The 20,294-nt window shown below is 75.0% G+C and carries 18 protein-coding genes; 8 read left to right on the top strand and 10 right to left on the bottom strand.

What is annotated here, in order from left to right:
• Positions 1 to 61 precede the first annotated feature (61 nt).
• The 3 genes from HOY81_RS03150 to HOY81_RS03140 form a co-directional block, all read right to left on the bottom strand.
• Positions 62 to 1,708, bottom strand: coding sequence for a phospho-sugar mutase (locus HOY81_RS03150; protein WP_237317799.1), 1,647 nt, complete (start codon positions 1,706 to 1,708; stop codon positions 62 to 64).
• Positions 1,709 to 2,218: 510 nt separating this feature from the next.
• Positions 2,219 to 3,055: a purine-nucleoside phosphorylase gene (locus HOY81_RS03145; RefSeq protein ID WP_237317797.1), complete on the bottom strand. Its 837-nt coding sequence runs from the start codon at positions 3,053 to 3,055 to the stop codon at positions 2,219 to 2,221.
• Positions 3,056 to 3,276: 221 nt separating this feature from the next.
• Entirely contained in the window at positions 3,277 to 3,714 is a 438-nt protein-coding gene (locus HOY81_RS03140) for a gamma-glutamylcyclotransferase (protein ID WP_237317795.1), read from the bottom strand.
• Positions 3,715 to 3,804: 90 nt separating this feature from the next.
• On the opposite strand from HOY81_RS03140, the gene HOY81_RS03135 reads away from it, so the two are divergent.
• Both HOY81_RS03135 and HOY81_RS03130 read left to right on the top strand, forming a co-directional pair.
• The gene (locus HOY81_RS03135; RefSeq protein ID WP_237317831.1) at positions 3,805 to 5,253 is read left to right on the top strand and encodes an NAD(P)H-quinone dehydrogenase; all 1,449 of its coding nucleotides are present in this window, start codon (positions 3,805 to 3,807) and stop codon (positions 5,251 to 5,253) included.
• 105 nt (positions 5,254 to 5,358) lie between these two features.
• Positions 5,359 to 6,288, top strand: coding sequence for a DeoR/GlpR family DNA-binding transcription regulator (locus tag HOY81_RS03130; RefSeq protein ID WP_308340943.1), 930 nt, complete (start codon positions 5,359 to 5,361; stop codon positions 6,286 to 6,288).
• A 130-nt stretch (positions 6,289 to 6,418) separates the two neighbouring features.
• Here HOY81_RS03130 and HOY81_RS03125 read toward each other — a convergent pair whose 3' ends face one another.
• Positions 6,419 to 8,194 (bottom strand): biotin carboxylase N-terminal domain-containing protein, encoded by a 1,776-nt coding sequence (locus HOY81_RS03125; protein WP_237317793.1) that lies wholly within the window; start codon positions 8,192 to 8,194, stop codon positions 6,419 to 6,421.
• A 385-nt stretch (positions 8,195 to 8,579) separates the two neighbouring features.
• Here HOY81_RS03125 and HOY81_RS03120 point away from each other — a divergent pair, with 385 nt between their 5' ends.
• Positions 8,580 to 9,044 (top strand): hypothetical protein, encoded by a 465-nt coding sequence (locus tag HOY81_RS03120; RefSeq protein ID WP_237317791.1) that lies wholly within the window; start codon positions 8,580 to 8,582, stop codon positions 9,042 to 9,044.
• Positions 9,045 to 9,155: 111 nt separating this feature from the next.
• On the opposite strand, the gene HOY81_RS03115 is transcribed toward HOY81_RS03120, so the two are convergent.
• From HOY81_RS03115 to HOY81_RS03100, 5 genes are all read right to left on the bottom strand, one after another.
• A complete protein-coding gene (locus HOY81_RS03115; RefSeq protein WP_237317790.1) occupies positions 9,156 to 10,658 on the bottom strand; it encodes a hypothetical protein in 1,503 nt (500 codons plus the stop codon).
• Positions 10,649 to 11,278, bottom strand: a complete 630-nt coding sequence (locus tag HOY81_RS03110) for a nucleoside triphosphate pyrophosphatase (protein WP_237317789.1) — start codon at positions 11,276 to 11,278, stop codon at positions 10,649 to 10,651. Before HOY81_RS03110 ends, HOY81_RS03115 begins: the two co-directional genes overlap by 10 nt.
• Before the next feature lie 37 nt (positions 11,279 to 11,315).
• Positions 11,316 to 11,450 (bottom strand): morphogenic membrane protein MmpB, encoded by a 135-nt coding sequence (gene mmpB, locus HOY81_RS27260; RefSeq protein WP_272892274.1) that lies wholly within the window; start codon positions 11,448 to 11,450, stop codon positions 11,316 to 11,318.
• Positions 11,451 to 11,602: 152 nt separating this feature from the next.
• Positions 11,603 to 11,809 carry an acyl-CoA carboxylase subunit epsilon gene (locus tag HOY81_RS03105; protein WP_237317787.1) on the bottom strand — a complete coding sequence of 69 codons (207 nt, stop codon included), beginning with the start codon at positions 11,807 to 11,809 and terminating at the stop codon, positions 11,603 to 11,605.
• 13 nt (positions 11,810 to 11,822) lie between these two features.
• A complete protein-coding gene (locus HOY81_RS03100; RefSeq protein ID WP_237317785.1) occupies positions 11,823 to 13,418 on the bottom strand; it encodes an acyl-CoA carboxylase subunit beta in 1,596 nt (531 codons plus the stop codon).
• A gap of 332 nt (positions 13,419 to 13,750) precedes the next feature.
• On the opposite strand from HOY81_RS03100, the gene HOY81_RS03095 reads away from it, so the two are divergent.
• The 5 genes from HOY81_RS03095 to hutH all read left to right on the top strand — a co-directional run bounded on the left by HOY81_RS03095 (position 13,751) and on the right by hutH (position 19,718).
• Positions 13,751 to 14,614 (top strand): biotin--[acetyl-CoA-carboxylase] ligase, encoded by an 864-nt coding sequence (locus tag HOY81_RS03095; RefSeq protein WP_237317783.1) that lies wholly within the window; start codon positions 13,751 to 13,753, stop codon positions 14,612 to 14,614.
• Between the two features lie 135 nt (positions 14,615 to 14,749).
• Positions 14,750 to 15,823 (top strand): adenylate/guanylate cyclase domain-containing protein, encoded by a 1,074-nt coding sequence (locus HOY81_RS03090; protein WP_237317826.1) that lies wholly within the window; start codon positions 14,750 to 14,752, stop codon positions 15,821 to 15,823.
• Positions 15,824 to 15,998: 175 nt separating this feature from the next.
• A complete protein-coding gene (locus HOY81_RS03085; protein WP_237317781.1) occupies positions 15,999 to 16,802 on the top strand; it encodes an enoyl-CoA hydratase-related protein in 804 nt (267 codons plus the stop codon).
• A gap of 85 nt (positions 16,803 to 16,887) precedes the next feature.
• On the top strand, positions 16,888 to 18,060 hold the full coding sequence (locus HOY81_RS03080) for a GGDEF domain-containing protein (RefSeq protein WP_237317779.1): 1,173 nt from the start codon (positions 16,888 to 16,890) through the stop codon (positions 18,058 to 18,060).
• 113 nt (positions 18,061 to 18,173) lie between these two features.
• Entirely contained in the window at positions 18,174 to 19,718 is a 1,545-nt protein-coding gene (gene hutH / locus HOY81_RS03075; RefSeq protein WP_237317824.1) for a histidine ammonia-lyase, read from the top strand.
• A 139-nt stretch (positions 19,719 to 19,857) separates the two neighbouring features.
• On the opposite strand, the gene HOY81_RS03070 is transcribed toward hutH, so the two are convergent.
• Entirely contained in the window at positions 19,858 to 20,133 is a 276-nt protein-coding gene (locus tag HOY81_RS03070; RefSeq protein WP_237317777.1) for a hypothetical protein, read from the bottom strand.
• Positions 20,134 to 20,294 lie beyond the last annotated feature (161 nt).

The raw sequence follows: 20,294 nt of genomic DNA, 5'->3' as shown, positions 1-20,294 counted from the left end.
CCCGGCCGCGAAGCCACACCCCCGTGCAGGGCCCCGACCCCGCATCGCACCGCGAGGGCGTTCAGAGCCCGGCGGCCGTGCCGAGGTCGCGGGCGAGGGTGTCCAGGGTGTCGCGGGCCTGGCGGCGCGCGTCCGGGAGCGCGGCGGCGTCCGCGACCGGGACGACCGCCTCGAGGTAGCACTTCAGCTTGGGCTCCGTCCCGCTCGGGCGCACCACGACCCGGGCGGCGCCGCCACCCAGCCGGTAGCGCAGACCGTCGGTGGGCGGCAGGCCGCCCACGCCCTCCCGCAGGTCCTCCGCGGAGTCCACCGGCAGCCCGGCCAGTGTGCGCGGGGGCCGGGACCGGAGCCGCTCCAGGGCCGCGCCGATCAGCGACAGGTCCTCGACCCGTACGGAGAGCTGGTCGGTGGCGTGCAGCCCGTACTCCACCGCGATGTCGTCCAGCAGGTCGCTCAGTGTGCGGCCGTTGCCCTTCAGCTCCGCCGCCAGCTCCGCGATCAGCAGGGCGGCCGTGATGCCGTCCTTGTCCCGGACCCCCTCAGGGTCGACGCAGTAACCCAGGGCCTCCTCGTAGGCGTACCGCAGGCCGTCCACCCGGGCGAGCCACTTGAAGCCGGTCAGCGTCTCCGCGTACGGGAGCTGCGCGGCCTGTGCGATGCGGCCGAGCAGCGAGGAGGAGACGATCGTGGTGGCGAAGGCGCCCGCGGCCCGCTTGTGCACCAGATGGGTGGCGAGCAGCGCCCCCACCTCGTCCCCGCGCAGCATCCGCCAGCCCTCCTCGGCGGTGTCGTCGGGGACGGCCACGGCGCAGCGGTCGGCGTCCGGGTCGTTCGCCAGGACGAGGTCCGGCACGATCGCGCGGGCGGCCCCGAACGCCAGGTCCATGGCGCCGGGCTCCTCCGGGTTCGGGAAGGCGATGGTGGGGAAGTCCGGGTCCGGCTCCGCCTGCTCGGCGACCGCCACCGGGGCGGGGAAGCCGGCCCGTACGAACGCCGAGCGCACGGTGTCCGCGCCGACGCCGTGCAGTGCCGTGTGCACGATCCGCACCTGCCGCGGCCCGCCGTCGGTCAGGACCGCGCCGCTACGGCCCAGGTAGGCGTCCACGACGTCCTCGCCCAGGGTGTCCCAGCCCTGCTCCGGACGCGGCACGTCCGCCAGGGGGCCGACCGCGGCGATGTGCCCGGCGATGTCGGCGTCGGCGGGCGGCACGATCTGGGAGCCGTCGCCCAGATACACCTTGTAGCCGTTGTCGCGCGGCGGATTGTGGCTGGCGGTCACCATCACCCCCGCGACGGCGCCCAGCCGGCGGATCGCGTACGCCAGCACGGGCGTGGGCAGCGGGCGTGGGAGCAGCGCGGCCCGCAGGCCGGCGCCCACCAGCACGGCGGCCGTGTCCCGGGCGAACTCCAGGCTCTTGTGCCGTGCGTCGTACCCGACGACCACCAGCCCGCCGGCCTGGCTGGAGCCGCACAGGTACGCGGCCAGTCCGGCGGCGGCGCGGATGACGACCGCGCGGTTCATGCGCATCGGGCCCGCGCCCAGTTCGCCCCGCAGGCCGGCGGTGCCGAACTGCAGTGTGCCCGAGAAGCGGTCGGCCAGCTCCTCGAGGTCCTCCGTCTCGATGAGCTTCGCCAGCTCCTCCCGGGTGTCCGGGTCCGGGTCCTCGGCCAGCCAGGCGCGGGCCTCTGCGATGAGATCGTCCTGCACGGGGGTGCCTTTCGGTGCGTGCCGGTCGGTTGTGGTGCTCGGTCTGCGGTGCGGGGGGACGGGTGCCCGGTCGGGGTGTGGGCCTGCTCGGTCGTGCGGGTGCCGGTGCCCGGCGGCCCGGGTCCGGTGGCCCGGTACGCGACCCGGGACGCCCGCGGGCGGGGCGTGTCGTTCCGACGGGTGCCCCGGGCCGGGCCCGGCCACCAACCGGCACGGCGCACCGCAGCCCGCCGTGCGCCGCCGTGCGCCGTCGCGCGACGACCGACCGGCGACGGCCCCGCCGGGACCGTGGGCCCCGAGGAGATGACTACCGCGCGAACGGCGCGGGGAATCAGACGGGCCCGGACCCGTTGCAGGTCCGGTGCAGAACCGGCCCGGTGCGGTGCAGGTGCGGTACAGCCCCGGGACCGGACGGGTCGCGGGCCGCGTTCGGGCCCGGCCCGGACCGGTCCCGGCGGTACAGCCCCGCCGTCCCGGTTCCGCCCCGGCCCCGCCCCGGCCCGTTCGGGCTCAGACCCGGCCGAGGACCTGGGCGAGGAGGGAGCCCATGCGGCTGGCGGAGTCGCGGCCGGCCTGGAGGACCTCCTCGTGGTTGAGGGGCTCTCCGGTGATGCCGGCGGCGAGGTTGGTGACCAGGGAGATGCCGAGCACCTCGGCGCCCGCCTCACGGGCGGCGATCGCCTCCAGCACCGTGGACATGCCGACGAGGTCGCCGCCCATCACCCGGACCATGTTGATCTCCGCGGGCGTCTCGTAGTGCGGCCCGGGGAACTGGACGTACACGCCCTCCTCCAGGGACGGGTCGATCTCCTGGCAGAGCGCCCGCAGCCGCGAGGAGTAGAGGTCGGTGAGGTCGACGAAGTGGGCGCCGGTGATGGGGGAGGCGGCGGTGAGGTTGAGATGGTCGCTGATGAGGACGGGCTGACCGACCCGCATGCCCTCGCGGAGGCCGCCGCAGCCGTTGGTGAGCACGACCGTCTTGCAGCCGGCGGCCACGGCCGTACGGACGCCGTGGGCGACGGCGGCCACGTCGCGTCGCTCGTAGTAGTGGGTCCGCCCCAGGAACACGAGTGCGCGCTTGTCGCCGACCCGGTACGAGCGGATCGTGCCGGAGTGGCCGGCCACCCCGGGCGGGGGGAAGCCGGGGATCTCGGTGACGGGCAGCTCGTGCTCGGGCGCGCCCAGCGCGTCGGCGGCGGGTACCCAGCCGGAGCCCATCACCAGGGCGACGTCGTGGCTGTCCACCCCGGTCAGCTCCCGCAGTCGTTCTGCCGCCTCCTCGGCGGCACGGTGCGGGGTCCCGGGGGCGGGCTGATGGTCAGGGGTGTCCGAGGCAGATACGTTCACGGGACGAGCGTAGCCGTTCTCGGCCTACGCGCGTAGAAGCCGGGTCGAAGTGCAGCGGAAACCACAGCGTCACCTGCGGTCCCCCCGTCTGTTTCCACGACGGGCCGCCGCTCGGTCCGCCCGGGAGGGGACGCACGGGACCGGCCGGCGGGTCCGGGCACGCGCCCCGGGTGCGCGACGTGCGTACCTCACACGGCCGTCGCACGGCCGCCGCCGCGGGCTCAGCACGGGCGCTTGCGCAGCTCCGTCACGTAGTCGTGGGGCGCCCCGGCCGACTCGGCGGCGTCGGCGATCTCCCCCAGGTAGCGGGCGGAGGGCAGCCCGCCCTCGTAACCGTTGAGGACGTAGCACCAGGCGGGTTCGTCGCCGTCCAGGGTGTGCACCCGGATCCGCATCCGCCGGTAGATGTCCATCCCGACGCCCTCCCAGCGGTCCATCGCGTCCTCGTCCATCGGCGCGATGTCGTAGAGAGCGACGAAGACCTGGGACCGCGGCGCCTCCACCACCGTGGCGATCGCACCCTCCCACCCCATGTGCTCCCCGCCGAAGGTGAGGCGCCAGCCGTCCAGCCATCCCGTGCCGCGCAACGGCGAGTGGGGCGCACGGCGACTCATCAGGCGCGCGTCGAGATTGCCGGCGTAGGCGGCGTAGAGCGACATGGCACGAGGGTACGGGAGTGCCCCCGGCGGCTCACCGTGGCTGCGCCCGCGCGGGGGGTGGCCGGGTGATCGGGTAGCGCGTGCGCGACACTGGAGTATGTGACTCGGATCGTGATCATCGGTGGAGGACCCGGCGGCTACGAGGCGGCACTGGTGGCCGCCCAGCTCGGAGCGGAGGTGACCGTCGTCGACTGCGACGGTCTGGGCGGCGCGTCGGTGCTCACCGACTGCGTGCCGTCCAAGACGCTCATCGCGACGGCCGAGGTGATGACGAACTTCGACTCCTCGCACGAGGAGCTGGGCATCCGGATCGAGGACGACACGCCGCCGCTGGCGCAGCCCGCGCGGGTGGTGGGCGTCGACCTCGGCAAGGTCAACCGCCGGGTCAAGCGGCTGGCGCTGGCGCAGTCGCACGACATCGCGGCCTCGGTGACCCGGGCCGGCGCCCGCGTGGTGCGCGGCCACGGCCGGCTGGAGCCGGAGCAGGGCCCGGACGGCACCCGCCGGGTGGTGGTGACGGCCGCGGACGGCTCCGTGGACACGCTGACCGCCGACGCGGTGCTGGTGGCCACCGGCGGGCATCCGCGGGAGATCCCGGACGCGCGGCCGGACGGCGAGCGCATCCTGAACTGGAAGCAGGTCTACGACCTGGACGAGCTCCCGGAGGAGCTCATCGTGGTGGGCTCCGGCGTGACCGGCGCCGAGTTCGCCGGCGCCTACCAGGCGCTCGGGTCCCAGGTGACGCTGGTCTCCTCACGGGACCGGGTGCTGCCGGGCGAGGACCCGGACGCGGCGGCCGTCCTGGAGGACGTCTTCCGGCGCCGCGGCATGAACGTCATGGCGCGCTCCCGGGCCGCCTCCGCGAAGCGGGTGGGGGACCGCGTCGAGGTGGCGCTGAACGACGGCCGGACCATCACGGGCACCCACTGCCTGGTCGCGGTGGGCGCGGTGCCGAACACCGGCGACATGGGCCTGGAGGAGGCGGGGGTGGTGCTCCGGGAGTCCGGGCACATCCGGACCGACCGGGTCTCGCGGACCTCCGCGCCCGGCGTGTACGCCGCGGGTGACTGCACCGGGGTGCTGGCGCTGGCCTCGGTGGCGGCGATGCAGGGCCGTATCGCCATGTACCACATCCTCGGCGAGACGGTGGGCCCGCTGAACCTCAAGACCGTCTCGGCGAACGTCTTCACCGACCCCGAGATCGCCACCGTCGGCTACTCGCAGGCGGACGTGGACGAGGGCCGGATCGACGCCCGTTCCGTCAAGCTGCCGCTGCTGCGGAACCCGCGGGCGAAGATGCAGGGGATCCGGGACGGTTTCGTGAAGCTCTTCTGCCGGCCGGGCACCGGAATCGTGGTCGGCGGGGTGGTCGTGGCCCCCCGTGCGAGTGAACTCATTCATCCGATCTCGATCGCCGTCGACAACAATCTGACCGTCGACCAGATCGCCAAGGCGTTCACCGTCTACCCCTCGCTGACCGGCTCGATCGCCGAGGTGGCACGGCAGTTGCACAGCCGGAAGGCCGCCGACGAGATCTGACGGAACGCTTCTCCACAGCGCCGCCATACCACGGACCGGTCGCCCGTACGTACAACTTTTGATAATCGCCGCACGCTGCCGGTCATCGGCGTTACCGTCAGTTTCGTGTTCGCTGCAGAACGTCGCCAGTTGATCCTCGAAATGGTGCGAGCGAACGGAGCGGTGTCGCTCCGGGAACTCGCGCGAGTCGTCCAGACCTCCGAAGTGACCGTGAGACGCGATGTGCGGGCGCTGGAGGCCGAGGGACTGCTCGACCGCCGGCACGGCGGAGCCGTGCTGCCGGGCGGCTTCACCCGGGAGTCCGGCTTCCCGCAGAAGTCGCTCTCCGCCACGGCCGAGAAGACGGCCATCGCCGAACTCGCGGCCGGCCTGGTGGAGGAGGGCGAGGCGGTGGTGCTCGGCGCGGGGACGACCACGCAGGAGCTGGCCCGGCGGCTGGCCCGGGTGCCGGGGCTGACGGTCGTCACCAACTCGCTGCTGGTCGCCCAGGCGCTCGCGCACGCCAACCGGGTGGAGGTGGTGATGACCGGCGGGACCCTGCGCGGTTCCAACTACGCCCTCGTCGGCAGCGGTGCCGAGCAGTCCCTGCAGGGGCTGCGGGTCACCCGTGCCTTCCTGTCGGGGAGCGGGCTGACCGCCGAGCGCGGCCTGTCCACCTCCAACATGCTCTCCGCCAGCGTCGACCGCGCCCTGGTGCAGGCCGCCTCCGAGGTGGTCGTCCTGGCGGACCACACCAAGCTGGGGACCGACACCATGTTCCAGACGGTGCCCACGGACGTGATGACCCGGCTGGTCACCGACGAGCCGCCGGCCCACGACGACCGGGCCGCCACCGAGCTCCAGGCGCTGGCCGACCAGGGGGTGCAGATCGCCGTCGCCGGGACGGCCCCGCAGGGCGGGCGCCCGCCGGGTGCACAGCGCCGCGGCGACGCCGCGCTGCCCGGCCAGCGGCGTACGCCGCCCCGTCCGGCCTCGCCGGAGGCCGGGCAGCTCGGGCCGGGGCGGCTGGGCGACCTGACGTCCCGTCGCCACTGAGGCGGCGTCAGGCCGTCGCGGGACCAGCGGGTACAGCGGGGTCCCGGAGCCACAGTGCGACGGTGCCGCCGCGCCGCCGCGCCGCGGCGCCGCGGCGCCACGGCGGGGCGGCACCGCGGCGGCGGGGTGCTCAGTCCTTGATCTCGCAGATCACCGAGCCGGCGGAGAGGGAGGCGCCGACCTCGGCGGTGAGGTCCTTGACCGTGCCGGCGCGGTGCGCGTTCAGCGGCTGCTCCATCTTCATCGCCTCCAGGACGACGACCAGCTCGCCCTCCTCGACGCGCTGCCCCTCCTCCACGGCGACCTTCACGATGGTGCCCTGCATGGGGGAGGCCAGCGCGTCGCCGGAGGCCGCGCTCCCGCTCTTCTTCGCGGCCTTCCGCTTGGGCTTCTTGCCGCCCGCCGGGGCGGGGGTGGCGGAGACGCCCAGGGTGGAGGGGAGCGAGACCTCCAGGCGCTTGCCGCCGACCTCGACCACCACGACCTCGCGCCCGGCCTCCGCCTCGTCCTCCTCGGTGCCCGCGGGGGCGGCGGCGAACGGCGCGATCTCGTTGACGAACTCGGTCTCGATCCACCGGGTGTGGACGTCGAAGGGGCCCGCGGAGCCGTGGACCTCGGGCGCGAACGCCGGGTCCCGCACCACCGTGCGGTGGAAGGGGATCACGGTGGCCATGCCCTCGACGGTGAACTCGCCGAGCGCCCGCGCCGCACGCTCCAGCGCCTGCTGCCGGCTCGCGCCGGAGACGATGAGCTTGGCCAGCAGCGAGTCCCAGGCCGGGCCGATGACGGCGCCGGACTCGACGCCCGCGTCCAGGCGCACGCCCGGGCCCGCCGGCGGGTCGAACTTCGCCACCGTGCCGGGCGCCGGCAGGAAGTTGCGGCCCGCGTCCTCGCCGTTGATGCGGAACTCGAAGGAGTGGCCGCGCACCGGCGGGTCGTCGTAACCCAGCTCCTCGCCGTCGGCGATGCGGAACATCTCCCGCACCAGGTCGATGCCGGTGACCTCCTCGGTGACCGGGTGCTCCACCTGCAGCCGGGTGTTGACCTCCAGGAAGGAGATGGTGCCGTCCTGGCCCACCAGGAACTCGCAGGTGCCGGCGCCGACGTAGCCCGCCTCCTTGAGGATGGCCTTGGACGCGCGGTACAGCTCGGCGTTCTGCTCGTCGGTCAGGTACGGGGCCGGGGCCTCCTCGACGAGCTTCTGGTGGCGGCGCTGGAGGGAGCAGTCGCGGGTGGAGACGACCACCACGTTGCCGTGCCGGTCGGCCAGGCACTGCGTCTCCACGTGCCGCGGCCGGTCCAGGTAGCGCTCGACGAAGCACTCGCCGCGGCCGAAGGCGGCGACCGCCTCGCGCACCGCGGAGTCGTAGAGCTCGGAGACCTCATCCAGGGTGCGCGCCACCTTCAGGCCGCGCCCGCCCCCGCCGAAGGCCGCCTTGATGGCGATGGGCAGCCCGTGCTCCTCGGCGAAGGCCACGACCTCGTCCGCGCCGGAGACCGGGTCCTTGGTGCCCGCCACCAGCGGGGCGCCCGCGCGCTGTGCGATGTGCCGGGCCGCGACCTTGTCGCCCAGGTCCCGGATGGCATGCGGTGGCGGCCCGATCCAGGTCAGGCCCGCGTCCAGCACCGCCTGGGCGAACTCGGCGTTCTCGGAGAGGAAGCCGTAGCCCGGATGGACGGCGTCCGCGCCGGAGTCGGCGGCCGCCTTGAGCACCTTGGTGATGTCCAGGTAGCTGGCCGCCGGGGTGTCACCGCCCAGCGCGTAGGCCTCGTCCGCGGCGCGCACATGCAGCGCATCCCTGTCCGGCTCGGCGTAGACGGCCACGCTCGCGATCCCTGCGTCCCGACAGGCTCGGGCCACCCGGACAGCGATCTCGCCGCGGTTGGCGATGAGCACCTTGCGCACGATGACTCCCTACTTGGCGCTGCGCCGCAACAATTCGATGGAGTGAGTTTAGGTAGTGCTGACACTCCCCGCCGAGCCGCCCACAGGGGTGAGCTTGCCCACACGGAGGGTGATCCGGGGGCCGCAGAGCCCCCGGGACGCCTTGTCACTCCACGGTACGCCGCCAACGGCGCTCCGCCTGCCGACTTCCGATGTGGGCAAGGTCTCTGTACGAGTGCCAGCGGCCAACTCGCACAACCTTGTGGGAATCCTACGAACACCGGCAGCGTGTCCCCCGGATCGCCACGCGTTCCGTCCCGGCCCTTGCCCCTGCCTTTACCCGCCAGTAGCGTGCGGCGTGCCAGGTGTTCGTACTCCGGGTAAGGACAGGCAGGTGGGGCGGGTGGTGGCACGCAGACCCGTGGCCGGCGTCGCAGCGGTCGTGCTGGTGGCCGAGGCGATCGGCATCGTGCTGGCCCAGATCTTCCTCGGCATGGTCGTGGACGACCAGCAGATGTCCCTCGCCGGTCTGGAACCCCGCGCCATGACCGTCGGCGCCGTCGCCGGCGGGGTGCTCTTCGGCGGCTATCTGCTGCTGTGCGCGGCCGTCCTGCTGCGGATGGCGCTGCGCGACCGGCCCCCGCGCCCCTTCTTCCGCATCCTGCTCATCAGCGCCGCCGTGGTGCACGGCGTGCTCGGCGCGTTCACGGTGGGCCTCGTCGGGTGGTCGGCCTTCGTGCTGCTGATGACCGTGCTCGGGCTGATCGTCTGGTCCCTGGTCGCGTACGGCGAGGAGAACGGCGGGCCCGCCGAGCCGGAGGCCACCGCGTCGCCCTCCTCGGGCAACCCGCCCGCGGCGCCCGCGGGCTGACGGCGCGGCGGCCCGGGCGTCTTCGGGGCCCGGCGGTCTCCTGAGGCGCGGCGGTCTCCGGATCCCGGACGTCTCCGAAGGGCCCCGGGCAGCTCCGGACGGGACGCCGCCTCAGCGCCCCGGGCGCACCGCGACCGTCCAGCCCGGGTTGTAGGTGCCCGGCACGGGCCGGGACGGCCAGCGGCGCGCCCACCCCGGCGGCTCCCGCCGGCGGAGCACCACCGCGTCCGGTTCCACCGGCGCCCGCCACCGGGCCGGCCGGCATCCCGCGGTGTGGGCGACCGGGATGAAGGAGCTGTTCGCCTTCAGCACGCACGGCTCGCGCACGCCGAGGTCGCGCAGCACCCGGGTGATCCGGTGCCAGTCCGCCCGCGCGTCCTGCTGGATACGGGCGTTCCCGAGCACGAGCGTCACCTGCATCACCAGGTGCGCCGGCACCAGCGCCAGCAGCAGCGTGGCCCCCGCGCGGGCGCGCCGCCGCCCCGGGCCCGGCCTCGGCAGCACCCGGACGAGGAGGAGCAGCCCGGCCGCCGCGGGGACCGCCAGCAGCGCGTACGCGGGCAGCAGGAACCGCGGCGCGGCGTACGGGACCAGGAAGAGGTACGGCGCGGCGCAGCAGAGAGCCACCAGCACCGCCAGCCGGTACGCGGGCGGCGCGGGGGCGCCGTCGGCCGTACGGGCCGCGCCGGCCCGGCCCCGGCGGGCGGACCACAGGCCCAGGGCCACCAGCGACGGCAGCAGCAGCCACCAGGGCAGCGCCTCCGGCCGGACCGTGTCCCCGCCGCACGGGCGGCACAGCAACGGGCCGTCCCAGGCGGTGAGATGCGCGGGCAGCGAGAAGACGGGCCGTAAGCCGCCCTGGATCCCGCTCGCCTCGGCGAGTCGCTCCCGGACCCCGCCGAACCGGAGCTGCGCCTCCACCACCCAGGGCAGCGCCCCCGCCACGAGCCCGGCGGCCGGGCCCGCCAGCCGTCCGCGGTCCCGCCAGGCGGGCACCAGCAGCGCGGCGAGCAACAGGGGCGCGGCGAGGGCCACGCCGTCGTTGGGGCGCATCAGGGTGGCCACGGCGACGCCGGCGGCGACGGCTGCCGGCCGCCCGGCCGCCAGCGCGCCCGCGGCGGCGGTGGCGCCCATCGCGGTGTAGTGGTTCGGCATCGCGGAGTTCGCGTAGAACAACGTGATCCACAGGGTGCCGTACAGCCCGGCGGCCACCGGGACCGTCCAGGGCCGGTCGGCGACCCGCAGCCACGGCCGGAAGCCGAGGTGGAGCGCCGCGGCGAAGAGCAGCAGCAGCCAGGCGCGGAGCAGCACCACCGCGCCGGTCCAGGCGGCGACCGGGGCGAGCAGCAGCGGCACCCCGCGGGTGCGCGGCGCGCTGAACGGCACCGGCGGGCCGTGCGGGCCGAACCGGGAGGCGTACACGATCTCGTCCCAGCCGAGCTCCAGCGTCGGCGGGACCAGGGCCAGGCCCAGCAGCGTCACCGCACCGCAGACCGCCGCCAGCCCCCGCGCGGCCCCGGCGGCCGCGGGCCGCCCGGGGGCCGGGCGGGCGGCCGCGGGCGGCGCGGTGTGCGGAGACGTGCGGTCGCCGGGGCCCGCCGGGCTCAGGCCCACAGATCGGTGATACGGACGCCCAGGCCGGCCAGCAGCTCGCGGAGGAGCGGCAGCGAGAGGCCGATGACGTTGCCGTGGTCGCCCTCGATGCCCGCGAGGAACGGGGCCGAGCGGCCGTCCAGGGTGAACGCGCCCGCCACGTGCAGGGGTTCGCCGGAGGCGACGTAGGCGGCGATCTCCGCGTCGGTGGGCTCACCGAAGCGGACGGTGGTGCCGGCGGTGGCCGACCGGCGGTCGCCGGTGGCGGTGTCGATCACGCAGTGCCCGGTGCACAGCACCCCGGAACGGCCGCGCATGGACTTCCAGCGGGCCGTGGCGTCCTCCGCGTCCGCGGGCTTCCCGAGCGCCTGCCCGTCCAGTTCCAGCACCGAGTCGCACCCCACGACCAGCGCTCCCGCGGCCTCCGGGCGTTCCGCGACGGCCGCCGCCTTGGCCTCGGCGAGCACCCGGGCCAGCTCGGCCGGGGTGGGCGCGCTCAGGGCGTCCTCGTCGACGCCGCTGACGATCACCTCGGGGGCCAGCCCGGCCTGCCGCAGCAGGCCCAGCCGGGCGGGCGAGGCGGAGGCGAGCACCAGGCGGCGCCGGGGGACGGAAGGCGTCGAACCGGTCAGGTCGGTCATGGGGAGCATCGTAGACCGCCGGGGGCGGCCGGCGCGTTCAGTGGGGGGTGAGCGAGGCCAGCACCGCGGTGATCACCACGGCGAGGGCCAGCAGCAGGCCGAGGCGCCGGAGCATCGCCTGGGTGGTGCGCAGCTCCGCGGGCGGCTCGTCCTCGGGGTCGGACCAGAGCATGGTCCGATCCTCCGTCCCCGGAGGGGCGCGGCGCCTGAGTACGGATACTCAGACGCCGCGACGGAGGGTCCGCTTCCGGTCACCCGGCGGTCGCCCCGCGGTTCACCGGGTGGTCACCCGGGAGGCCGCGGGTCGCCCCGGCAGGCGGCCGGTCACACCGGCCAGTAGGTGGTGCGCCAGGCCTTCGGGCCGGGGTGGGGCAGCAGCCGGTGCGGGATGGTGCGCGCCGGGTCGGACCACTCGGGACGCTGGTCTCCGCCGGGCCCCGCGGACGCGGCCGCGGCGGCCCGGGCTCGTACCACCGCCAGGGCGGCGGCCAGCTCCTCCGGGGTGGGGTTGCCCCGTACGACCTTGATCATGGTGGAGCCCCTTCTACAGCGGGATGTTGCCGTGCTTCTTCGGCGGGAGCTGCTCGCGCTTGGAACGGAGCGTGCGCAGGCCGCGGACGATGTGGCGCCTGGTCTCGGAGGGAAGGATGACGGCATCCACATACCCGCGTTCGGCCGCGGCATACGGATTCAGCAGCGTGTCCTCGTACTCCTCGGTGAGCTGGGCCCGCAACTCCTCGCGCGCGTCGTCGCCCTCCACCGCGGCGAGCCGCTTGCGGTGCAGGATGTTCACCGCGCCCTGCGCGCCCATCACGGCGATCTGCGCCGTCGGCCAGGCGAAGTTGAGGTCGGCGCCCAGGTGCTTGGAGCCCATCACGTCGTACGCCCCGCCGAACGCCTTGCGGGTGATGACGGTGATCAGCGGCACCGTCGCCTCCGCGTAGGCGTAGATCAGCTTGGCGCCGCGCCGGATGATGCCCTCGTACTCCTGGTCCGTGCCGGGCAGGAAGCCGGGCACGTCCACGAAGGTCAGCACCGGGACGTTGTACGCGTCGCAGGTGCGCACGAAGCGGGCGGCCTTCTCGCTGGCGTCGATGTCCAGGCATCCGGCGAACTGCATCGGCTGGTTCGCCACCACGCCCACCGAGTGGCCCTCGACCCGCCCGAAGCCGGTGATGATGTTCGGCGCGAAGAGGGTCTGGGTCTCCAGGAACTCGTTGTCGTCCAGCACGTGCTCGATGGCGCTGTGCATGTCGTACGGCTGGTTCGCGGAGTCCGGGATCAGGGTGTCCAGCTCCCGGTCCTCGTCCGAGGTCTCCAGGTCGGCCTCCTCGGGGAAGACCGGCGGGTCGGAGAGGTTGTTGCTCGGCAGGTAGGAGAGCAGCGCCTTGACGTACTCGACGGCGTCCTTCTCGTCGCCCGCCATGTGGTGCGCCACGCCGGAGGTGGCGTTGTGGGTGCGGGCGCCGCCCAGGTCCTCGAAGCCGACGTCCTCGCCGGTGACCGTCTTGATCACGTCCGGGCCGGTGATGAACATGTGCGAGGTCTTGTCCACCATCACCGTGAAGTCGGTGATCGCCGGGGAGTAGACCGCGCCGCCCGCGCACGGCCCGAGGATCAGGCTGATCTGCGGCACCACGCCGGAGGCGTGCACGTTCCGCCGGAAGATCTCGGCGAACAGGCCGAGGGCGGTGACGCCCTCCTGGATGCGGGCGCCGCCGCCGTCGTTGATGCCGACGACCGGGCAGCCGGTCTTCATGGCGAAGTCCATCACCTTGACGATCTTCTCGCCGTAGACCTCGCCGAGCGAGCCGCCGAAGATCGTGAAGTCCTGCGAGTACACGCACACGGGGCGTCCGTCGACCGTGCCGTAGCCGGTCACCACGCCGTCGCCGTACGGGCGGTTCTGCTCCATCCCGAAGGCGACCGAGCGGTGCCGCGCGAACTCGTCGAGCTCGGTGAACGACCCCTCGTCGAGCAGCAGATCGATCCGTTCGCGTGCGGTCAGTTTGCCCTTCGCGTGCTGCTTCTCGATCGCACGCGCGGACCCGGCGTGCGTCGCCTCGTGCGCACGCTGCCGGAAGTCCGCGATCTTACCCGCGGTCGTATGGATGTCGGGGCTGGTCTCCTGCTCGGACACGGCCTGCGGCTCCTGCTCGTCGTCGGGGAGGTCGGGGCTACCGATTCGTAGGTTATCCGCGTGCGGCCGATCCGACGCTGCGGCGTTGGCCACACTGCGCTCTCCCGCGTGGTCCGGTGTTTCCGCTCTTTCCCGCCGAACACGGAGTTTCCCGGGCGGGCTCTGCCGCGGCGGCGGGGGTGGCCCGGCCGTTCGGCCGCCCGGGGGAGTGCGCAGTGTGGGAGACCCGCCGGGGGACCGCCCGCCCCGCCGGGCGGGCGCCCGCCCGGCGGAACCGGCCAACGCGCCCCGGTGGCGCGCGGACCCGGCCGCCGGACGCCTAGGGTGGCCCCATGACCCCGAATCCGCCCGAGGGCCCGGAAAGCCGCTGGTCCGACCTGGAGCGGCCGCCGCTGAACGCCGCCTCGCTGCGCCGGGCGCTGGTGCGCGACGAGACCCTGTGGACCTCGCTGGACGTGCTGGAGTCCGTCGGGTCCACCAACACCGAGCTCGCCGACCGTGCCCGGGTCGGCACCGCCCGCCCCGGGGCCGTGCTGGTGGCCGAGGAGCAGACCGCCGGACGCGGCCGGCTGGACCGCACCTGGACGGCGCCCCCGCGCTCCGGGCTGTTCCTCTCCGTGCTGCTGGCCCCGCAGGCACCCGCCGTCCGCTGGGGCTGGCTGGCGCTGCTCACGGGCGTGGCGACGGCGAGTGCGCTGGCCCGCACGGCCGGCGTCGACACCGCCCTGAAGTGGCCGAACGACCTGCTGGTCGAGGTCGCGGGCGAGGAGCGCAAGGCCGGCGGCATCCTCGCCGAACGGGTCACCGAGGAGACGGTCGTCGTCGGGGTCGGCCTGAACGTCTCGCTGCGCGCCGCGGAGCTGCCGGTGCCGGAGGCGGGCTCGCTCGCCCTGGCCGGTGCGCACACCACCGACCGCGACCCGCTGCTGCGGGCGGTGCTGCGGAGCATCGCGGACTGGTACGGCCGCTGGGACGCCGCGGCCGGCGACCACACGGCGAGCGGCCTGCTGGAGGCGTACGCCGCCGGCTGCGCCACCCTGGGCCGTACCGTACGGGCGGAGCTGCCCGGCGGCGAGGAGCTGACGGGCGAGGCGGTCGCCGTCGACGGCGACGGACGGCTGGTGCTCGCCACCGAGGCGGGTGTGCAGCGGCCGGTGGCCGCCGCGGACGTGGTGCATCTGCGCGGCGCGGCGTGAGCTGCGCGCGCACGGCGGAGTGAGCTGGAACACACCTGCCGTATGGTGGGCATCCGGCGGGACGACAGAGAACGGGAAGGGCAGTGCGCAGGGGCGACGGGACCGCGAAGGGCCGGCGAGGGGCGGGCAGTGGCCGTGGATGAACCGGAGCGCTCCGCGCGTCCGGAGCCGCCCGCGTCCGCCGAGCGCGGCTCCGAGGAGGACCCCAGCGCCCTGCGGATCGAGGAGCTGATCCTCGGCGCGTCCCGGCAGTACACGCCCTTCCAGGCCGCGCGCGCCGCCGGGGTGCCGATGGAGCTGGCCTCCCGCTTCTGGCGGGCGATGGGCTTCGCCGACGTCGGGCAGGCGCGGGCGCTCACCGAGGCCGACGTGCTGGCGCTGCGGCGGCTGGCCGGTCTGGTCGAGGCCGGGCTGCTCAGCGAGCCGATGGCCATCCAGGTGGCCCGCTCGACGGGCCAGACCACGGCCCGGCTGGCGGACTGGCAGATCGACTCCTTCCTGGAGGGGCTGACCGACCCGCCGGAGCCCGGCATGAGCCGGAACGAGGTCACCTACCCGCTGGTCCAGTTGCTGCTGCCGGAGCTCGAGGAGTTCCTGGTCTACGTCTGGCGGCGGCAGCTCGCCGCCGCGACCGGCCGCGTGGTGCAGGGGCAGGACGACGACGAGACGGTCGACCGGCGGCAGGCGATCGGCTTCGCGGACCTGGTGGGCTTCACCCGGCTGACCCGCCGCCTGGAGGACGAGGAGCTGGGCGAGCTGGTGGAGGCCTTCGAGACCACCGCCGCCGACCTGGTCGCCGCGCACGGCGGGCGGCTGATCAAGGCGCTGGGCGACGAGGTGCTGTACGTCGCCGACGAGGCCGGCACCGCCGCGGAGATCGGGCTCCGTCTGATCGAGACGCTCGGCAACGACGCGACCATGCCCGAGCTGCGGGTCGGCATCGCCTTCGGCACCATGACCACGCGGATGGGTGACGTCTTCGGCAACACGGTGAACCTCGCCAGCCGGCTCACCTCGATAGCGCCCAAGGACACCGTGCTGGTCGACGGCGCCCTCCGTGCCGAGCTGGTGGAGTCCGGGGACGCGCCGGAGGCGGAGAAGGGCACCGAGGACCTCAGCGGCTTCCGTTTCGCCCTCCAGCCGCTCTACCAGCGGCCGGTGCGTGGGCTCGGCGTGGTGGAGCCCTGGCTGCTCTCCCGCCGCGGCTGACCCGCCCGGCGGTGCGGGGCCGGGGACGGCTGGCCCGGAGCGACGGCAGGGGCCGCGGACGGCGGGGCCCGGTGCGGCGAGAGCGGCGCCGGGTGCGGCCACCCGCTGCCGCCGGGCGGAGCCGCCCCGTACGATGCTCGCGCAGTCAGGTGAGCGAGCGTTAACAGGAGGCGCGATGACCGCAGAGACGCGGTACGGCGAGTGGGTGGCGGTCCGGACCGGCGAGCCGGCGCACGTGGCGGAGCTCGTCCTGGACCGGCCGAAGGCGATGAACGCGGTCTCCACCGAGCTGGCCCGGAGCCTTGCCGAGGCCTGCGCCGCACTGGCGGCCGACCGGGACGTCCGCGTGGTGGTGCTCAGCTCCAGCCACGAGCGGGCGTTCTGCGTCGGTGCGGACCTGAAGGAGCGGAACGCGCTGACCGACGCCGAGCTGGCCCGGCAGCGGCCGCTGGCGCGCGCCGCCTACACCGGCGTGCTGGAGCTGCCCCAGCCGACGGTGGCCGCGGTGCACGGGTTCGCGCTCGGCGGCGGGTTCGAGCTGGCGCTCGCCTGCGATCTGATCGTGGCCGACCCCACCGCCGTGGTGGGGCTTCCGGAGGTGTCCGTCGGGGTGATCCCGGGGGGTGGCGGCACCCAGTTGCTGCCGCGCCGGGTGGGGGCGGCGCGCGCCGCCGAACTCATCTTCTCGGCACGCCGGGTGGAGGCGGCCGAGGCCCGTGAACTCGGCCTGGTGGACCTGCCGGCGGCGGAGGGCGCCGACCGTACGGAGGCGCTGGAGCTGGCCGGGCGCATCGCCGCGCACTCGCCGGTGGGACTCCGGGCGGCCAAGCGGGCGCTGCGCACCGGCTGGGGGATGGACCTGCGGGCCGGGCTGGAGGTGGAGGACGCCGCCTGGCGCTCGGTGGCCTTCTCCGGGGACCGCGCCGAGGGCGTCGCGGCCTTCAACGAGAAGCGGAAGCCGGACTGGCCCGGGGAGTGAGCCGCCCGGCGGCGGACGGGGCAATCTGTTCGACCCTACCGTCAGCTACGCGGCATTTCTCACCGAACACTCCTAACCTTGCCGTATGGGCGAAAATGCGCGGCTGCGGGCGGTTGTCGAACTGGCGCAGGCCATGGCGGCGGCCCACACCACGCTGGAGATGGCCCGGGTGGCGGCCGCCGGGGCGCAGGACGCGATGGGCGGCTCGTTCGCCGCGGTGTCCGTCTGGGAGCGGGAGCGCGGCAGCCTGCGCGTCCTGGTGAACGTGGGGGCGCTGGCCGAGGGGGAGGAGGAGTACCCCGAGGACGAGTCCTACCCGGTCCACGACTTCCCGGAGATCACCGAGTTCCTGCACGAGCGCTGGGCCAGCGGCGCCGGGGAGCCGCAGGCCTGGGTGGAGACGGCCGAGGGGGCGGGCCCCGGCGGCCCGTACGGCGGCCGCCGCTGGGGCCTGCCCGCCGCCGACCGCGGACGGGCGGCCGCGCTGCGCCGCCGCGGGCGGGGCTGCTGCGTGGTGGCGCCGATCGTGCTCCACGGCCGGGCGTGGGGGGAGTTGTACGTCGCCCGCGGGCCCGGCGAGCCCGTCTTCGGGTCCGCCGACGCCGCGTTCGCGACCGTGCTCGCGGCGATCATCGCGGCGGGCGTGGCGCAGAACGAGCGGCTGGAGGAGGTGCGCCGGCTGGCCTTCACCGACCCGCTCACCGGACTCGCCAACCGCCGTGCGGTGGACGCGCGGCTGGACGAGGCGCTGGAGCGCCACCGGGCCGCGGGGACGGTGGTGAGCCTGGCGGTGTGCGACATCAACGGCCTCAAGCGGGTCAACGACCGGCACGGGCACGAGGCGGGCGACCGTCTGCTGGAACGTTTCGGCTCGCTGCTCTCCCTGTGCGGGGCGATGCTGCCGGACGCCCTGGTGGCCCGGCTCGGGGGTGACGAGTTCTGTCTGCTGGCGGTCGGCCCGCCGGCCGACCAGGTGGTGCGGACGGCGGATGAGATCTGCCGCCGGGCGGCCGGGCTGGACATGGGCGACGGAGTGGCCTGCGGCGTCGCCTCGACCGGCGACCCGATCGGCCCGGTGCGGTCCGCCCGGCGGCTCTTCCGGCTGGCGGACGCCGCGCAGTACCGGGCCAAGGCGGCGCGCTCGGAGAAGCCCGTCGTCGCCGGCCGGGACGGCGGCACGGAGGACCCGGTGGTGCGGCTGGCCGACGCCCCCGCCCGCCCGGGGCGCGAGCGCAGGAAGTTCCGCGGGACCCGGTGAGAAGCGGGCGGCCGGCGCCCCCCCGCGGGACGGCCCGCCCGGCACCCGGGCGTGGCTCCGCACCCGCGCCGTGACAGAACTCGATTCACTCTCTAGGGTGACTGAATATGAGTATGCACACCGTGGTGGTCGAGAAGTCCGGGGTCACCGCCGAGGACGTCGTCGCCGTCGCCCGGGACGCCGCCCGCGTCGAGCTCTCGCCGGACGCCCTCGACGCCGTCGCCGCCGCCCGCCGCTTCGTGGACGACCTGGCCGCCAAGCCGGACCCGGTCTACGGCGTCTCCACCGGCTTCGGCGCGCTCGCCGTCCGGCACATCAGCCCCGAGCTGCGGGCCCAGCTCCAGCGCAACATCGTCCGCTCGCACGCCGCCGGGCTTGGCCCGCGCGTCGAACGCGAGGTGGTGCGCGCGCTGATGTTCCTCCGGCTCAAGACCGTCGCCTCCGGGCACACCGGCGTACGCCCCGAGGTGGTGCGGACCATGGCCGAGGTGCTGAACGCCGGCATCACCCCGGTGGTGCACGAGTACGGCTCGCTCGGCTGCTCCGGAGACCTCGCCCCGCTCTCGCACTGCGCCCTGACCCTCATGGGCGAGGGCGACGCCGAGGGCCCGGACGGCACCGTGCGGCCCGCGGGCGAGCTGCTGGCCGCCCACGGCATCGCCCCCGTCGAGCTGCGCGAGAAGGAGGGCCTGGCGCTGCTCAACGGCACCGACGGCATGCTCGGCATGCTGGTCATGGCCTGTGCCGACCTCGCCCGCCTGCTCACCTCCGCCGACATCACCGCCGCGCTCTCCCTGGAGGCACTGCTCGGCACCGACCGGGTGCTCGCGCCCGAGCTGCACGCCATCCGGCCCCACCCCGGGCAGGCCGCCGCGGCCGCCAACATGCTCAAGGTCCTGCACGGCTCGGGGCTCACCGGCCACCACCAGGACGACGCCCCCCGCGTCCAGGACGCCTACTCCGTGCGCTGCGCCCCGCAGGTGGCCGGCGCCGGCCGGGACACCCTGGCCCACGCCCGTACCGTGGCCGAACGGGAGCTGGCCGCCGCGGTCGACAACCCGGTGGTGCTTCCGGACGGCCGGGTGGAGTCCAACGGCAACTTCCACGGCGCCCCCGTGGCGTACGTGCTGGACTTCCTCGCGGTCGCCGCCGCCGACCTCGGCTCCATCGCCGAACGCCGGACCGACCGCCTCCTGGACAAGAACCGCTCGCACGGGCTGCCGCCCTTCCTGGCGCACGACGCGGGGGTGGACTCCGGGCTGATGATCGCCCAGTACACCCAGGCCGCCCTGGTCGCCGAGCTGAAGCGGCTGGCGGTGCCCGCCTCCGCCGACTCGATCCCGTCCTCGGCGATGCAGGAGGACCACGTCTCCCTGGGCTGGTCGGCCGCGCGCAAGCTGCGGACCGCGGTGGACAACCTGACCCGGGTGCTGGCCGTCGAGCTCTACGCCGCCGCCCGCGGGGTCGAGCTCCGCCAGGCCGAGGGCGTCGCGGCGGCTCCCGCGAGCCGCGCGGTGCTGGACGCCGCGCGCGCCGCGGGGGTGGGCGGCGCCGGGGAGGACCGTTTCCTCGCGCCGGACATGGCGGCGGCCGAGGCGTTCGTACGCTCCGGCGCGCTGGTCGCGGCCGCGGAGTCGGTCACCGGGCCGCTGGCCTGAACCGCGGCGGTCCCGGTGATCCCGGCCGTCCCCGTGGGTTCCGGAGTTCCCGGCCGTTCCGGTGTGCTCATCCCGTGCCGTCCGCCCGTGGCGTTCCGGCGGCTCCCGGGGCTCCGGCGTCCGCGCCGGCCGGGGTGACTCAGGCGCCGCGCCGGCGGGCGGCGCGGGCGGCCAGCAGGGCGCCGACACCCGCTGCCCCGAGGCCGCCGATGACATAGACGGTGCCGTCCGTGTCCCGTGCCCCCCGCAGCTCCGGGAGGGCCTGCCGCTCCGCCGGCCGCCCGGCGTCCGCGTGGTCCGCGGCGTGCTGCGCCGGGGCGGTGGCCGCCGCGGGTGCGGTGTCCGGGGAGGCGTTCGCGGACGGGACGAACCAGAGCGCGAAGAGGACGCCTGCCGCCGCTCCTGCTGTCGCCAAGGGCCGACGATGTGCGGACACATTGGACATAACGGGCATAGTGCCCCCTTGGAGCGGCGAACCGGCAGTGCAGCGGCCGATGTTACTGACCGTGGGTGCGCCGGGGAAAGGTTCCGGCCGTCCGCTCCGGAGGCGCCCGGGGAGCGTCCCGGAGGTGCCCG

The organism is Streptomyces sp. JJ36, assembly GCF_021696945.1.
Classification (GTDB): Bacteria; Actinomycetota; Actinomycetes; order Streptomycetales; family Streptomycetaceae; genus Streptomyces.
This window is presented reverse-complemented; position numbering and strand designations above follow the sequence as displayed.

Excerpts from the sequence above, each read along its gene's own strand:
- HOY81_RS03080 (WP_237317779.1), top strand. The coding sequence starts at position 16,888 with ATGGGCGAAAATGCGCGGCTGCGGGCGGTTGTCGAACTGGCGCAGGCC.
- mmpB (WP_272892274.1), bottom strand. The coding sequence starts at position 11,450 with ATGCTCTGGTCCGACCCCGAGGACGAGCCGCCCGCGGAGCTGCGCACC.
- hutH (WP_237317824.1), top strand. The coding sequence starts at position 18,174 with ATGCACACCGTGGTGGTCGAGAAGTCCGGGGTCACCGCCGAGGACGTC.
- HOY81_RS03140 (WP_237317795.1), bottom strand. The coding sequence starts at position 3,714 with ATGTCGCTCTACGCCGCCTACGCCGGCAATCTCGACGCGCGCCTGATG.
- HOY81_RS03110 (WP_237317789.1), bottom strand. The coding sequence starts at position 11,278 with ATGACCGACCTGACCGGTTCGACGCCTTCCGTCCCCCGGCGCCGCCTG.
- HOY81_RS03085 (WP_237317781.1), top strand. The coding sequence starts at position 15,999 with ATGACCGCAGAGACGCGGTACGGCGAGTGGGTGGCGGTCCGGACCGGC.
- HOY81_RS03095 (WP_237317783.1), top strand. The coding sequence starts at position 13,751 with ATGACCCCGAATCCGCCCGAGGGCCCGGAAAGCCGCTGGTCCGACCTG.
- HOY81_RS03105 (WP_237317787.1), bottom strand. The coding sequence starts at position 11,809 with ATGATCAAGGTCGTACGGGGCAACCCCACCCCGGAGGAGCTGGCCGCC.